The sequence below is a fragment of the Lewinella sp. LCG006 genome (assembly GCF_040784935.1).
In the GTDB taxonomy this organism is placed as follows: domain Bacteria; phylum Bacteroidota; class Bacteroidia; order Chitinophagales; family Saprospiraceae; genus Lewinella.
Genome location: NZ_CP160680.1, coordinates 2,237,036 through 2,250,428 on the forward strand (window position 1 = coordinate 2,237,036; position 13,393 = coordinate 2,250,428).

Annotated in this window: 12 protein-coding genes and 1 tRNA gene; 6 read left to right on the plus strand and 7 right to left on the minus strand. The window is 45.7% G+C overall.

All coding sequences use genetic code 11. The features are described 5' to 3' along the window. Positions 1-189 precede the first annotated feature (189 nt). From AB0L18_RS07675 to AB0L18_RS07685, 3 genes are all read left to right on the plus strand, one after another. On the plus strand, positions 190-756 hold the full coding sequence (locus AB0L18_RS07675) for an RNA polymerase sigma factor (protein ID WP_367392005.1): 567 nt from the start codon (positions 190-192) through the stop codon (positions 754-756). A gap of 87 nt (positions 757-843) precedes the next feature. Beyond that, a complete protein-coding gene (locus AB0L18_RS07680) occupies positions 844-1,413 on the plus strand; it encodes a hypothetical protein (protein ID WP_367392006.1) in 570 nt (189 codons plus the stop codon). Next, on the plus strand, positions 1,397-2,530 hold the full coding sequence (locus AB0L18_RS07685; RefSeq protein ID WP_367392007.1) for a hypothetical protein: 1,134 nt from the start codon (positions 1,397-1,399) through the stop codon (positions 2,528-2,530). The genes AB0L18_RS07680 and AB0L18_RS07685 overlap by 17 nt, the downstream gene beginning before the upstream one ends. Positions 2,531-2,601: 71 nt before the next feature. On the opposite strand, the gene AB0L18_RS07690 is transcribed toward AB0L18_RS07685, so the two are convergent. Together AB0L18_RS07690 and AB0L18_RS07695 are read right to left on the minus strand one after the other, a co-directional pair. Continuing rightward, a complete protein-coding gene (locus tag AB0L18_RS07690) occupies positions 2,602-3,426 on the minus strand; it encodes a cyclopropane-fatty-acyl-phospholipid synthase family protein (RefSeq protein ID WP_367392008.1) in 825 nt (274 codons plus the stop codon). Between the two features lie 69 nt (positions 3,427-3,495). Continuing rightward, positions 3,496-3,570: transfer RNA gene (locus tag AB0L18_RS07695), tRNA-Val, on the minus strand. A 123-nt stretch (positions 3,571-3,693) separates the two neighbouring features. Here AB0L18_RS07695 and AB0L18_RS07700 point away from each other — a divergent pair. Beyond that, positions 3,694-6,306: an AsmA family protein gene (locus tag AB0L18_RS07700; RefSeq protein ID WP_367392009.1), complete on the plus strand. Its 2,613-nt coding sequence runs from the start codon at positions 3,694-3,696 to the stop codon at positions 6,304-6,306. On the opposite strand, the gene AB0L18_RS07705 is transcribed toward AB0L18_RS07700, so the two are convergent. The 5 genes from AB0L18_RS07705 to AB0L18_RS07725 form a co-directional block, all read right to left on the minus strand. Continuing rightward, entirely contained in the window at positions 6,303-7,754 is a 1,452-nt protein-coding gene (locus tag AB0L18_RS07705; RefSeq protein WP_367392010.1) for an RNase adapter RapZ, read from the minus strand. The two genes, AB0L18_RS07700 and AB0L18_RS07705, sit on opposite strands and share 4 nt — an antisense overlap. A gap of 132 nt (positions 7,755-7,886) precedes the next feature. Further along, positions 7,887-8,543: an RNA polymerase sigma factor gene (locus AB0L18_RS07710; RefSeq protein ID WP_367392011.1), complete on the minus strand. Its 657-nt coding sequence runs from the start codon at positions 8,541-8,543 to the stop codon at positions 7,887-7,889. Then, positions 8,534-9,652, minus strand: coding sequence for a glycosyltransferase (locus AB0L18_RS07715; protein ID WP_367392012.1), 1,119 nt, complete (start codon positions 9,650-9,652; stop codon positions 8,534-8,536). Before AB0L18_RS07715 ends, AB0L18_RS07710 begins: the two co-directional genes overlap by 10 nt. A gap of 4 nt (positions 9,653-9,656) precedes the next feature. Next, positions 9,657-10,076 (minus strand): molybdenum cofactor biosynthesis protein MoaE, encoded by a 420-nt coding sequence (locus tag AB0L18_RS07720; RefSeq protein WP_367392013.1) that lies wholly within the window; start codon positions 10,074-10,076, stop codon positions 9,657-9,659. A gap of 37 nt (positions 10,077-10,113) precedes the next feature. Next, a complete protein-coding gene (locus AB0L18_RS07725; RefSeq protein WP_367392014.1) occupies positions 10,114-10,356 on the minus strand; it encodes a MoaD/ThiS family protein in 243 nt (80 codons plus the stop codon). 504 nt (positions 10,357-10,860) lie between these two features. On the opposite strand from AB0L18_RS07725, the gene AB0L18_RS07730 reads away from it, so the two are divergent. Together AB0L18_RS07730 and AB0L18_RS07735 are read left to right on the plus strand one after the other, a co-directional pair. Further along, entirely contained in the window at positions 10,861-11,979 is a 1,119-nt protein-coding gene (locus AB0L18_RS07730; RefSeq protein ID WP_367392015.1) for a transglycosylase SLT domain-containing protein, read from the plus strand. 341 nt (positions 11,980-12,320) lie between these two features. Then, a complete protein-coding gene (locus AB0L18_RS07735; RefSeq protein WP_367392016.1) occupies positions 12,321-13,334 on the plus strand; it encodes a lytic transglycosylase domain-containing protein in 1,014 nt (337 codons plus the stop codon). Positions 13,335-13,393: the final 59 nt, after the last annotated feature.

Below are 13,393 nucleotides of genomic sequence, written 5' to 3' on the forward strand. Positions count from 1 at the left end.
TGCTAAAGTGCGCTAAAGTTATTGCCTCTTAATTTTTTTTAACATTTTCTTCTCCCTGTGCAACCTTCGCATCCGCCCCCTGTCATTACCCATGTAAGTAAAACAGAATCACCCCACTGTAATTTAAAAAAAGCCGGGGGCGTTTGTTCCCCGGCAATTTTATACTTTAGAGTGATGGCAACATTGGTCATGAAAAGCAAAAGGGCCACTTTGGACTACGTAAATACGCATCGGGAAATCATCCAGGAATGTCAGCTCGGTAATCGGCAGGCTCAGTTTGAGCTTTACAAGCACTACAACCGTGCGATGTTTAATGTATGCCTACGAATGGTAGGCAATGAACACGATGCCGAAGATGTCTTACAAGTGTCTTTTGTGCAGATCTTCAAAAAGATTGACACCTTCCGCTTTGAGAGTGCTATCGGTGCCTGGATAAAAAGAATCGTGGTGAACAACTGCATCAACTTCCACAAAAAACGAAAGCTTCAGTTTTCGGAATGGGATGCAAAAATTGACCCTGTTGATGAATCATCCGAGCCACCGGCACCGGCAGGAATGCAGGTAGAACACATCAAACAAGCCATGACCCAGTTATCCGATGGTTACCGTACCGTCTTCAGTCTTTACGCCATTGAAGGCTACGATCATCAGGAAATAGCAGACATTTTGGGGATCAGTGAAGCGACGTCAAAGTCGCAGTATTGCCGGGCCCGCAAAAGGTTAAAAGAAATTTTACAAGCACAGAAGATTGATTAGTGTCAATTGCCCGTGTTTGATTTAAATAGGATTATCTCCATCGGGTTGAGCATATTGCCAGGTCCGAGGATATAAAGCGAGTGAAAAATGCAACAGAACGATTTAGAAAAATTCATCCTTGACAACAAGGATGCTTTTGATGACGCGCGCCCTAGTCTCAAGCTTTGGGCCGCCATTGAAAAAGACCTTAACGGTGAAGAGGAGCAACCTTCGGGCCAGCTACGCGTCAGCCGTCCTTGGTACCAGATCGCCGCTACGGTACTGATCTTACTCACCGTTGGAGGAGCGGGAGGTGCTTATCTCAACCAGCAGACACAACAACCTACCGCACAAGAAATGATTGAAGAAGTGGCTCCTGAATTCTCAGAGATGGAGCAATACTACAATCAACGCATTCAGGAGAATTATGCCCGCTTAACTACCTATACCCAAGACCCCGAAATTGATGCTGACCTTAAGCAATTAGACAATGCCATGGTAGAGCTTCGGGAAGACTTGGCCAATGCTCCTACCGGACAAGAAGAAATGATCGTTCAACAACTAATCGACAGTTATCGCCTCAAGCTGCAAATTCTTGAGCGTATTCTGGAGCGCATCGAAAATCTTGACAACAGTATTACTACACCAGACAACAACAGCAATGAAACCAGTATTTAAACTACTCCGGGCGGGCAGCCTTTTTTTCGCTGCCCTGCTCACCGTCAGTAGCCTGACGGCCGGAAACACGCCTTCAAGAGAGTTTTCAAAGACCATTAATAAACAGTTCAACATGGCATCTAATGGCCTGGTACAACTCTCGAACCGACACGGAAAAATTGACATCAAAACCTGGGACCAGAACAATGTCCGCGTTTCTGTAAAAATTTTGGTCGATGCCAAAAGCGAAGAAGATGCCCAAGAGGTCTTCGAACGCATCAGCATCAGTTTTTCCAACAGCAGCAGCAATGTATCTGCCATCACTGAAATTGCTGACAAAAAATCCAGTTGGTGGGGATGGGGAGATAACAGCGATGAATTCTCCATCAACTATGAAGTATTCATGCCCGCAGCTGGCAACTTGGATGTAACCGCTAAATACTGTGATGTGTACGCCGCCGCTATCGGTGGAGCAGGTAAATTCCAGGTCAAGTATGGCAACTTCAAACTTGATGGCTTCGGAGAGGATAGCGATATCACCCTGGCTTACGGCAATGGCTCCGTCAATCGTGGCCGTGACTTAAAAGTAGACCTGTCTTATGGCAACCTTGATATAGAAGAAGCCAGTGACTTGACGATTGATGTTCGCTATGGCAATATCGATGTTGCGAAAGCAGGAGATATTATTAGTGACTCACGCTATTCCAATTTTAAACTGGGGGAAATACGGGAGTTTCGCAACAACGGTAAGTACGATAATGTAGAAATTGGCTTTGCCGAAGAAGTGGTGTGCGAAACGCACTACACCAGTGTCCTGGTAGGTCGCCTTTCACGACGTATGAATCTCGATATGGCCTACGGCTCTGCCAAAACCGGAAAGATCGATCCCAGCTTCGACGAAATCAACCTTAATGGTCGCTATACTGATTTCAAAATCAATATGGACCCTGGCATGAATTGTTCGCTCGACTTAGCAGGCAATTACTCGGATATTCGCCTACCATCAACCGGTGTGAGAACCAGCTACGACGCCCAAAATGGCAACTCTCACGAGGTAAGAGGCACCATGGGCAATGGTGGCAACAGTAGCATTAAGGCAAGAATGAGCTACGGAGGAATTGTCGTTCGAACGAATTAATCTGAAGTTTTCACTAAAAGCATCAGGCAGGGCGATCACATCACCCTGCCTGATGCTTTTCAGACTATATGTTAGGCGTTTATCTTTTGAAAAATCAATAAGCCCCATTCGAGTGCATCTTGTTTTACGGCATTTTCCCAGGTAGAGAGCTCTTGCTCCAGACTTTCTAAAAAGTCAGATGAGGGAGCTTTGAGACCATCTGGAAACGGAGCAGTAATCGCACTCCGGAGTGCTGCCAAATGCTGAGGAAGGTATTGAGAGAGCATCGCGGTATAGACTTTGAGTAACAAGGCCCGGTCAGCAAATTTCTCGTAATTGGAAACCTCAGGAAAACTATCCAACTCCAACAGGTCGGCTACGGTAGCCAAGGCATCCTCTGAAGCTCCTTCCTTTTTCACCAGACTCGTAAAAACGAAACGCCCCTTGGGGTTGAGCACTCTTTGTACTTCCCTAAAAAGCTTAGCTTTCTTCTCAACACCAATCATGGTATCCTGCGCCCAGACAATGTCGAAGGTCTCGCGATCAAACGGAAAAGAGCTCAGCAGGCCTTCAGAAACGCCCACTTTTTTCTCCATCTCTTCCGCTGTAATCTTTTTTTCCAGGAGCTGATTGTAGTCCGTATTAGGATCAAGGCATTCGATCTTGCAGCCAAACTCCCTTTCCAGCGCTAACACGGTAGCTCCTAACTGCGAACCAATAACCAGCATTTTGGTACTCTTCGCAATTTTAGGAATCAACCGCACCATCTTGGCCGTTGTCTGCTCGCAAGCCTCAATTAAGCTTAAGGAATCTGGGCGATAAATGCCCAAATGGAAATACCCCCCGAAAAGTTGTTCAAAAAACGCGGTAGCAGTGGGGTCACCGCTAAACTTATTAATCGTATTGCTAAATATCATAGGCCACCAAAGATAGGAAAAGTTTGGGGCAAAAAAAAAGGAACCTACCGAAGTAGATTCCTAATTTTGTGGGCGATGAGAGACTCGAACTCCCGACCCCCTCGGTGTAAACGAGGTGCTCTGAACCAACTGAGCTAATCGCCCTTTGCGTTAAGCGACTGCAAATATAGAAGCTATTTTTTTTCTGTGCAATACCCCAGCAAAAAAAAATAAATTTTTTTCCTCTCTGACTTCCGTATTTTTACCTGTATATCCACTTCAATTACTATGAAACGCTTCTTCAAACGTTTGCTCATCATCTTTAGCATTCTTTTTCTGCTCTTATGTGGGGCGGTTTTTCTGGTTTCTAGCCTGTTTTCAGACCAAATTGGCGAACGCGTCGTCAGGGAATTAAATCAACAACTCAAAAGCGAATTGGAGGTAGAGGGCTTTGAACTTTCTTTTCTAAGGACCTTCCCCAACATCGGTGCCAACCTCAGAGGAGTCAAACTCAAAGGAACCGACCAGGAAGATCTTCTACTGGCCGAAGAACTTTCTTTTCGAGCAGGACTGTGGAGCCTGCTGAGTTCAGACATCAAACTCAAATCAGTGGTGCTCAGTGATGGCGTCTTGCGGATTGCGATCGACCGGCAAGGCAAGGCCAACTATGACATCTTCAAAGACGAAGAAGAGGTGGCCGCAACCCCTACCGAAGGGGAAGCTTCTGCAAGCATCAATCTGGAAAAAGCGGTGGTAAGCAACATGAAGCTTTTTTATAGTGACGCGCAGAGCAAGCAACGCCTGACGATGGATATAGAAAAAGCGACTTTCGCCGGAAATTTTGGCAGTAGCCAATACCAACTAAAGAGTGATGCCAATTTATTTGTCCAATATTTGGAATCTGACGGCAGCAACCTGCTCAGCAATCGTCCACTGATTTACAATACAGAAATTGCCGTCAATTCAGAGGAAGGCCAATACCAAATTGACAAACTACAACTTCAAGTGGGAGAGCTCCCCCTGGAAGCCTCGGGTAATTTCCGCATCCAAGGGGAAGAAACCTACATCGACCTAAGCTTTAGTAGTGAGGATGGGCAATTGCAAGATGTCCTCACCTTGCTTCCTGACGAATATAAAAACCAGTTAAATGGTATAGAGACGGATGGTGATTTTAGTTTGAATGCAACCATTCAAGGAATACAAACCAAGCAAAAACAACCAAAAATAACCGCCGAGCTTCGCTTCTCTGATGGTCGTATCTCTGGCGAGCGGGTCAATGCCAGGGTCCGCGACCTGGGCTTTTTGGCGTATTATACCAATGGCCCCCAACAAAACGACAAGACCTCAAAATTGGTGATTGAAAACCTCCACGGTGAATTTGAGCGCGAACCTTTTGCGCTTGATCTGACGATCGAGAATTTCACCGAACCCAGTGTCGTTTTTGCAGCTGATGGCACCTTGGCCCCTGGTGCCCTCCTTGCTTTCATTCCCGACGAGCGGATTACTGCCGGTAATGGAAAAATTCATATCAACCGACTTAATATAAGAGGTCGGTACGAGGACATGCTACGCAGCAGCAGCATTGGAAGGGTAGACATGAGTGGCTCCGTAAGTTTTGCCGACGCTGGCTTTACCATCAACGGGGAAGATCTGAAATTAAGCAGCGGCGAGATCACGCTAGAACAAAATACCATGTTCGCCAAAGCAATCACGCTGGAAGCACCAGGTACGCAAATGTTTTTCGACGGCCGCGCCACCAATTTCCTTCCCGTCATACTGGCTGATTCCGTCAACTCACAAGGAGCTACGCTCTTTTTTGATGCGCGCTTAAGGGCAACCGAACTGGATATTGACCAACTCATGGCCTTCGGAGCTCCATCTGAAATGGCCCAGGAAGAAGCCCAGGCTACTGGAACAGTCGACTCCCTTGCTCAGGCGGAAGTGGAAAAGCGACAATTTTTCACCCAATTCCTGGATGGTACCTTCGCTGCCGACATCCAAAGTTTCAATTACGAGTTAATCGAAGGACAAGATTTCAAAGGCAACCTCACCTTCAAAGACGGTACAATGACCATTGCCGGCAACACCAAAACCATGGATGGTGAATTCCTATTGGATGGTGAGATGAAGTTTACAGAAGCCCCTGTGTTGACCGCAAAACTGAGTGGCAACAGGATAAACATCTATGAATTCTTCCGCCAAGCAGAAAATTTTGGTCAAGACTTCCTCGTAGCTGACAACCTGGAAGGACGCCTTGATACCCGAATTTTTATTGAAGCCCACTTTGACAATGCGGGCAATTTTGTAGAGGACCAACTCCGGGTTTTGGCTGGTGTTGGGCTCAAAGACGGGGTGTTGAAAAATTTTGCGATGCTGGAAGATTTTTCTTCTTTCGTAAACATCCGTGATTTAAGAGAGATACGTTTTACCAATCTCCAGAACTTCTTCGAGGTAAAAAACAGTAAACTCTACATCCCCGTGATGTTTATCCAGAGCAATGCGCTCAACATGACCATTAGTGGAGAGCATACTTTCGAGCAGGACATCAACTACTTTGTAAAGGTGAATGCCGGACAAGTGATGGCCGATCGCTTCCGCCGACACAATCCAAAACTCAAGCCGAAGCCCGCAAAGAGAAAGGGCTTCTTCAACCTTTACTACGCTATTTTAGGCAACCTGGACAATTACAACTTTGTCTCTGACAAACGCCGGGTACAAAATGATTTTCAGGAAAGCGAAGCTCGCAAACGCGACATCCACTACGAGTTGGAACGCATCTTTGGCACCATCATCGAACTCGTTGATGAACCTCTCGATTGGCGGGACATTCCTGAATACCAGGAAGACCCTAACAGTGATGAGCCAGAATTTTTGGACATGGAAATTGAGGGAGGGAATTAATTCTTCCAATCCTTCTTCTCCTGCTCAATGTGGTGCAATACCACCTTGACACCATACTTCTCCTTGATATGCCGCGCCAGGCAATCCGCTGCATAAACCGAACGGTGCTGCCCACCGGTACAGCCAAAGTTTACTTGTAAGTGGGTAAAACTACGGTCAATGTAGTCTTCAACGGCGTTGTCTACGATACGGTAAACATCCTGGAGGTAATTGCCTATTTCGCTGTGGTGCTGAAGAAAATTAATCACCGCTTCATCTCTTCCGGTCAGTTTTTTGTAGGGCTCATAGCGGCCGGGGTTGTGAATAAAGCGACAATCAAAAACAAAGCCGCCGCCGTTGCCGCTTGTGTCTTCAGGTACACCTGTTTGTTTGTAACTAAAACTATTGATCCCTACGGTGAGTAAACTGGAGCTTGCCTTGATCTTATCAAAGGGTTCAAATTGTTTTGAGGCGATCAACTCTTCCAGTGCCCGCCGCAATTCCGGGATAGCTACGGGTATTTTATCGTTGTCGAAGAGCCATTTTATATTTCGCAAAGCGAAAGGAATACTCTGCAAAAAGTGCTCTTTTCGCTCGTAAAGGCCGCGGAAGCCATACGCGCCCAACACCTGTACACAACGCATGAATACATAGCCGTAATAGTGAGGGATGAAAGCCTCACGATCAATGGGGCAAATCGGCTCCAAAGCATCTAGATAATGGTGCAGCAATTCTTCCCGGATATCTTCTGGGATGTTGGCCTTAGCTTGATAGAGCAGGCTGGCCAAATCGTACTGCAATGCACCCCGGCGCCCTCCCTGGTAATCAATGAAAATGGGTTCACCGTTCTTGATCATGATGTTGCGGGTCTGAAAATCCCGGAACATAAAATGATCGGTATTGGTCTCCAACAAGAAATCCGAGAGAGTATGAGCGTCTTCTTCCAGGGCCTGTTCGTCAAAAGGAATATAAGCCAGCCTTAAAAAGTAATACTTGAAGTAGTTGAAGTCCCATAACATCGACTGCTTATCGAAGTTGGTGCGAGGAAAGCATTTTTCATAGTCCAAACCATCCCCTCCGAGTACTTGCAAGCGAGCGAGTTGCTCTACAACCCTTTTGTAGATTTTCACCAGATAATCCGGGAAGTAGTCTCCTTTTTGCAAGAGATAACTATATAAGGTAGTTGCGCCCAGGTCTTCTTGCAGATAGATATGCTGCGCCAGATTTTCTGCAAAAATTTCCGGCACAGGTAATCCTTTGGCATGAAAATGCCGGGAAAAACTCAGGAAAGCCTCATTTTCTTGCAGGTGTGGGTTGTAGGCCCCTACTGCCAATTTATGCTTACTCTGTAGCCGGTAATAAATACGATCCGAACCGGAAGGAGCAAGTGGGAGTACCAATGTTGGGATTTCACCCGCCCACTCCTCAAAAAGAGTGCTCAGGCGTTGTTCTATTGCAATTGAGGCCATTGATTATTAAGTATTATTCCGCAAAGGTAAAAAAGAAAAAGCCTTGTTAGCAGTCAAAAACCACTAACAAGGCTGGGGGAGCAAACGGTAAAAAATGGTTTACTCCAATGGTAACCTCTCAATTTTATAAGCTCAAACTGCTGCGGCTCGGCGATGCCCACGGTGTACTTCCAAATAAGCACTAGCACCCGGGCGGCTCAATAAATCCAAAAGCAATTCTTTGGCTCTAAATAGCTGTGCTTTCACCGTTCCTAAAGGAATATCAAGCTCGGTAGCTATTTCATCATAACTCAGCTCTTGAAAATAGCGCAACTCAATCATAGTACGGTATTTTTCGTTCAAGCGCCCTAGTACCTGCCGCATCAAACCTATCCGTTGTTCCCGAATAACGGCTTCCTCGGGATTGAGGCCCGTAGCGTGTAGGGTGCTGGAATAATCTTGCTGGCCTTCTTCGTCCATTCTTTCATCAATAGACAGCACTGTCAATCTTTTCTTGCGAACATGGTCAATACAATTATTGACGGCTATCTTATAGAGCCAAGTGCTAAAGGCATAAGTGGGTACGTAAGAGCCCATTCGGGTAAAAGCTTTACCAAAAGCTTCCATGGTGAGATCATAGGCGTCTTCACGGTCATTGGTCATTCTCAGCATCAAGTGATAGATGCTGGATTTGTGACGTTCCATGAGTAAGGTGTACGACTGCTGACACCCATCTTTAGCTCGTTCTACGAGCTCAAAATCATTGAGTGCTTTTTGCGTAAGTCTGGGATTTTTAACTGCTACTTCCATTGTTGTATTCGGCTACCGGTTAATAATGTCGGCACGAATAAGAAGTAATAACCTAGGTATAGAAAATCCAGTAAGGGGAGAAAGGGCAGCAAATTTTGCTCGCCCAGGAGTTTACTGGCTCCCAATGATACCCGGAGGACTACTCCCATCCGCACCATGTAATTTAGTGTCAGATAGTACCACACTTCGGGAAGGAGTATTAACAAAAGGAAAGTAGCCGCGTAAAAGATGAAATGGCTTAAAGCCAAAGCACCTAGTGCGATCTGATCTTGCCAGCGATAATAACTGCCTACACTAAGGTGGCGTCGTTTTTGGATGTAGTAGCCTCGCCAAGAGGAATGGGGACGAGAGTAAACTCTGGTCTCCGGAAAAACATTAATCGTAGTATTTTCCGCACAAGCTACCTGGTTTACCAGAAGATCATCGTCTCCTGATATGAGGTGAGCATGCTTGCTAAAGCCATTGGCTTGCCAAAAAATAGATCGGTGATAGGCTAAATTACGCCCAACACCCATGTAGGGATGGCCAGCTAATGCAAATGATAAATATTGTATGGCAGTGTAGAAAGCCTCGAAGCGAATAAAGCGGTTAAGCCATCCTCTTCGTTTTTGGTAGGGACCATAACCAAGAACAATGGTTTTGTTCTTCAGAAATGATCTTTGCATCATCTTCAACCACTGCTTGCTTATAGGCTGGCAGTCAGCATCAGATAGGAAAAGTAATTCAAAGCTCGATTGTGTAATGCCGTAGCTCAAAGCTGCTTTCTTACCCGGAGGAGTTTGCTCCTTCATCGAAAGCAGGCGTAAGATCGAATATTTTTTTTGAAATTCCAAAACAACTTCCTCAGTTTTATCTGAAGAATTATCATTTACTACCAACACCTCGAATTTCGGGTAGTCTTGTTCAAGGAAAAAAGGTAGATTTTTTTGCAGTTGCTCCGCTTCGTTGTGCGCACATATAATAATGGTGACCGGGGGAAGTTCTTCTGTTGGCTTTATGGGTAGCTCCGGCAATTGGTACTTGGCAAACCGCTGGAAACGTATCCCCCAAAAAAAGTATTGCACCAGGGAAGCCAATACCAATGCAACAACGGTTAAAGTAATCAACATCAGACTAAGGATGGGCCGCCACCCAAACTTCTCCATCCGCAAAAATCTCTTTCTTCCAGATGGGTACCGTTTCTTTTAAGGTATCAATGGCATATTGACAAGCAGCAAAGGCCGCCGCGCGATGGGCGGTGCCTACAGCAATAACCACGGCAATATCTCCGATAGCCAGCTCCCCTACACGGTGGTGGATGGCCACCTTACTTCCCGGCCAGCGCTCAGTAACCGTAGTAGCGATTTTATGCATTTCTTTAATCGCCATTGGCTCATAAGCCTCAAAATCAAGGCGTAAGACCTCCTTGCCTTGGGTATGGTTGCGCACCGTACCCACAAATAGCACCAAGCCACCCTTATCGGGGGCCGCTACCCATTGCTGACAGGCCGCCGCATCTAACGGAGTACTCAATAGTTGTATATCAATAGCCATAATGAGGTATTCGTATTGTGTATAAAATCGAGTGGCCCTATCCTCCTGCTACTGGAGGGATAATGACCACCTCATCGTCAGCACTGATAAGTTGACTCTCACCAGCGTATTCAGCGTTTACAGCTATCGCCAATGAAGTCAATTCTTTAAAAGCGGGGTAGCGTTCTTTGAGTAGCTCCAACAACTGGCCTACCGTCAGGTTTTTCTCGCTGGATAACTTAATATTTGGGCCTCCAAGAATATCTCTGGCTATCCCAAATGCTAATATGTTTATCTCCATCAACACTTTATATTAATTATAAATACGAATCAACAAACGAGGCTCATGCTTAAATTTCTTACTTTTTTAACAAAACTTTAACACTTAAATGATCGCTTCGCCAGAAAGACCCCAAGATCGTTATTTTATTCTGCCGCGTCTTACCCTTCCGGCGATTTATATGGACAGAACCACCATAAAGCATAGAAACAAAGGAGAAAATTTCACTCTTTAAACTCCCCAACCCTCTGAAAAATAGGAAACTAGGCTCTTTTTCAATGTGTTACCCCGCAAAACTTGCTATCCGTTGAAAAAGGGAATAATTTTGCGCTCAAGTTACCGCACAGTGTGGCAACATCATTTGTTAAAGTTACGATGACAAGTAACAATTTATCTTTTAAAAGGATAAAGCAAGTGAAACCCGGTTTACCCCAGTTAAGAAATATTATATCCCCAATCACTGTAATCCCCAGTGATTTAATATTTCAAAACTACAACCGGCTTTGTTTGACGAAACTGAAAAGAATGAAATTCCCGTGGACAATCCTTGTCACGGCCCTCTTATTTGCGGCCGTGGTAACAGGTAACACTACGTCTTATCCCAGAGCAACTGAAAATTCACCCTACACTTTCAATCGCCTTTCGGATGAGCTCATGAACGAGCGGATCAACCAAATGGATCTTCCTTTTGCCGCTCAAAACTCCCCACAGATCAAATCTGTTATCCGCCGTTTCACGGTGGAAGGACAGCGTGACTCAGAGTACATTCTGGGTCGTGCAAAAATCTACTTCCCGATCTTTGAGCATTATTTACGGCTTTATAAGCTTCCTGAAACGCTCAAGTATTTACCGATCATTGAATCTTCTCTGCGCCCTAGCGTTACTTCTGCTGTAGGTGCTGCAGGTTTGTGGCAATTTGTACCTAGTACAGCTCGCCTCTATGGTCTAACGGTAAACGGACAAATTGATGAGCGGCTTGATCCGCACAAAGCGACAGAAGCAGCTGTAAGAATGCTGGCTTCTTTGTACGAACAATTTGAAGATTGGGGCCTTGTGCTAGCAGCCTATAATTGTGGCCCTGGCCGGGTAAGAAAAGCAATGCGTTCCGCTAATAGCTCTGATTACTGGACCGTACGTCAGTACCTTCCTTCTGAATCACAGCATTATGTGCCTCGCTTTATTGCAGCAGCTTACTTGATGAACTACCATGCGGCTCACGATATTACCCCTCGCATGCCAGACTACGATATGCTTGATACGCGTACTTTCAAAGTTACCCGTGCGCTGCATCTCGGAACCTTGGCACGCCAATTGGAACTGAGCTACCGTACACTGACTTATCTAAACCCTTCTTACTTGCAGGGTTTGGTGCCAGCGAGTGCCAAAGGCCAGTTTATCACTGTACCTACGCATGTAGCCGCCGATTTTAAAGGGCGCTATATCGACACCAGCTCACTACCAGTACCTGCTAATCACCAAAAAAGTGAGTACACGACGGTAGCTGGCGACAAACTGGAAACATTGGCTATTTTGTTTCAATGTAGCCCAAAAGACTTGATTGCCTGGAACGGTTTGATCAACAACAAGATTACCGTCAACCAGCCACTTACTGTTTATCTGCCACAACGCGTAGCTAAACCGTAAACCAAAAAACAGCACAAACAGTACGCTTTGGTTTTGTGTGAAAGACGAACGTCCCTTTTTCCCTTAGGTGAAAAAGGGACGTTTTTTATTCCCCCAGTGCAACCTTCTTTATCCTATCCCGTAAACAGTTCATAACAAGAGTTTTGAGAGGCTTCTACACCCAGTGGATCCACTAGCAACTAACTACACAACACACACGCTTTTGACTTTTGACTTTGAGCGCCGAAAGAAAATTTTCTTTCGGCGCTCCCCTATGAGAAAACGATACTGGCTGTAATAGACTTGCCCTGATTAAACATCAGTGTAAAATATTGCAAAGCTGGTGCACAACGCCCTATACCATGAGAAACCCACTCAAAAAAGTATTGCTGTGCCTCATCGGCACCTTTGCTTTCTCCCCTCTTTTGAAGTCGGATTGTCTTGCCGACTTAAGCTACTTAAAAGACTGCCTAGCTCCCAAAGATGCTACTTACCTGGACAAGGCGCTGTTCCGCTATACTGTCAGTGGCCAAAAGGAGACGATAAAAATGCTCAAGCAACTTCCTTTTTTTGAGGCGACCATCGAAAAAGCATTTGTTGATGCTGATATCCCAGCATGGCTAAAATACATTCCCTTAGCAGAAAGCCGATTAAAGATCAGCGCGGTTTCTCCTGCGGGTGCCGTTGGGTTGTGGCAAATCATGCCTCGAACCGGTCGTAGTCTTGGGTTGACCATTAATGAACAAGTAGATGAACGCCTGGATACGTACAAGGCCAGCGTTGCCGCAGCAAAATACTTAAAGCAACTCCACCAGCAATTCGACGATTGGCTCCTGGCCCTAGCTGCCTATAATTGCGGCGCCAGTAATGTGCGAAAAGCACAGCGGAGATCCGGTGGGTATTTTTATCATGAAATCAGCCGTTTTCTACCTCAACAAACCAGGCGTTATATCCCCAGGGTACTTACCATTGCAAGGATTGCGCGTAAACCTCAAGCCTTTGGCTTGTCTGTACCTCGCCTAAGTAGTCCTCCAGTTGTAGTGACCGTTACCAAATCTACCCGGCTTTCTGATATTGCACGGTACTTCTGCATGTCGCCAACACAGCTGCGCACGCTGAATCCGTCCTTTTTAACGGGAAAAATTAGTACGGCAGACTTACCCGCGCAGGTCGTGATTCCTGCTATTGTTTATCTCAGCAATGAACGCATCAGTATTCTAAAAATCTCTCAGCACCTCCAAGTGGAAGCAATTTCACCAGCGTCAATATTAATCGATCAAGCACAACAGGCTCCGCTTGCCTTTGAAAAGAAGGCTCAAAATGAAGGTGCTCAAATCCACCCATTGCTTGCTTTTTCTTTACCACTTCCGGTTTAGTGAGTTGGGTAGCTTGGGCTTTCAGCCCGAGCGCAATCTTCACGCTTGGGCTGAAAGCC

What these genes read in the sequence shown, in the direction of transcription:
- AB0L18_RS07675 (WP_367392005.1), top strand. Translation starts at nt 190, where the DNA reads ATGAAAAGCAAAAGGGCCACTTTGGACTACGTAAATACGCATCGGGAA.
- AB0L18_RS07680 (WP_367392006.1), top strand. Translation starts at nt 844, where the DNA reads ATGCAACAGAACGATTTAGAAAAATTCATCCTTGACAACAAGGATGCT.
- AB0L18_RS07685 (WP_367392007.1), top strand. Translation starts at nt 1,397, where the DNA reads ATGAAACCAGTATTTAAACTACTCCGGGCGGGCAGCCTTTTTTTCGCT.
- AB0L18_RS07690 (WP_367392008.1), bottom strand. Translation starts at nt 3,426, where the DNA reads ATGATATTTAGCAATACGATTAATAAGTTTAGCGGTGACCCCACTGCT.
- AB0L18_RS07700 (WP_367392009.1), top strand. Translation starts at nt 3,694, where the DNA reads ATGAAACGCTTCTTCAAACGTTTGCTCATCATCTTTAGCATTCTTTTT.
- AB0L18_RS07705 (WP_367392010.1), bottom strand. Translation starts at nt 7,754, where the DNA reads ATGGCCTCAATTGCAATAGAACAACGCCTGAGCACTCTTTTTGAGGAG.
- AB0L18_RS07710 (WP_367392011.1), bottom strand. Translation starts at nt 8,543, where the DNA reads ATGGAAGTAGCAGTTAAAAATCCCAGACTTACGCAAAAAGCACTCAAT.
- AB0L18_RS07715 (WP_367392012.1), bottom strand. Translation starts at nt 9,652, where the DNA reads ATGTTGATTACTTTAACCGTTGTTGCATTGGTATTGGCTTCCCTGGTG.
- AB0L18_RS07720 (WP_367392013.1), bottom strand. Translation starts at nt 10,076, where the DNA reads ATGGCTATTGATATACAACTATTGAGTACTCCGTTAGATGCGGCGGCC.
- AB0L18_RS07725 (WP_367392014.1), bottom strand. Translation starts at nt 10,356, where the DNA reads ATGGAGATAAACATATTAGCATTTGGGATAGCCAGAGATATTCTTGGA.
- AB0L18_RS07730 (WP_367392015.1), top strand. Translation starts at nt 10,861, where the DNA reads ATGAAATTCCCGTGGACAATCCTTGTCACGGCCCTCTTATTTGCGGCC.
- AB0L18_RS07735 (WP_367392016.1), top strand. Translation starts at nt 12,321, where the DNA reads ATGAGAAACCCACTCAAAAAAGTATTGCTGTGCCTCATCGGCACCTTT.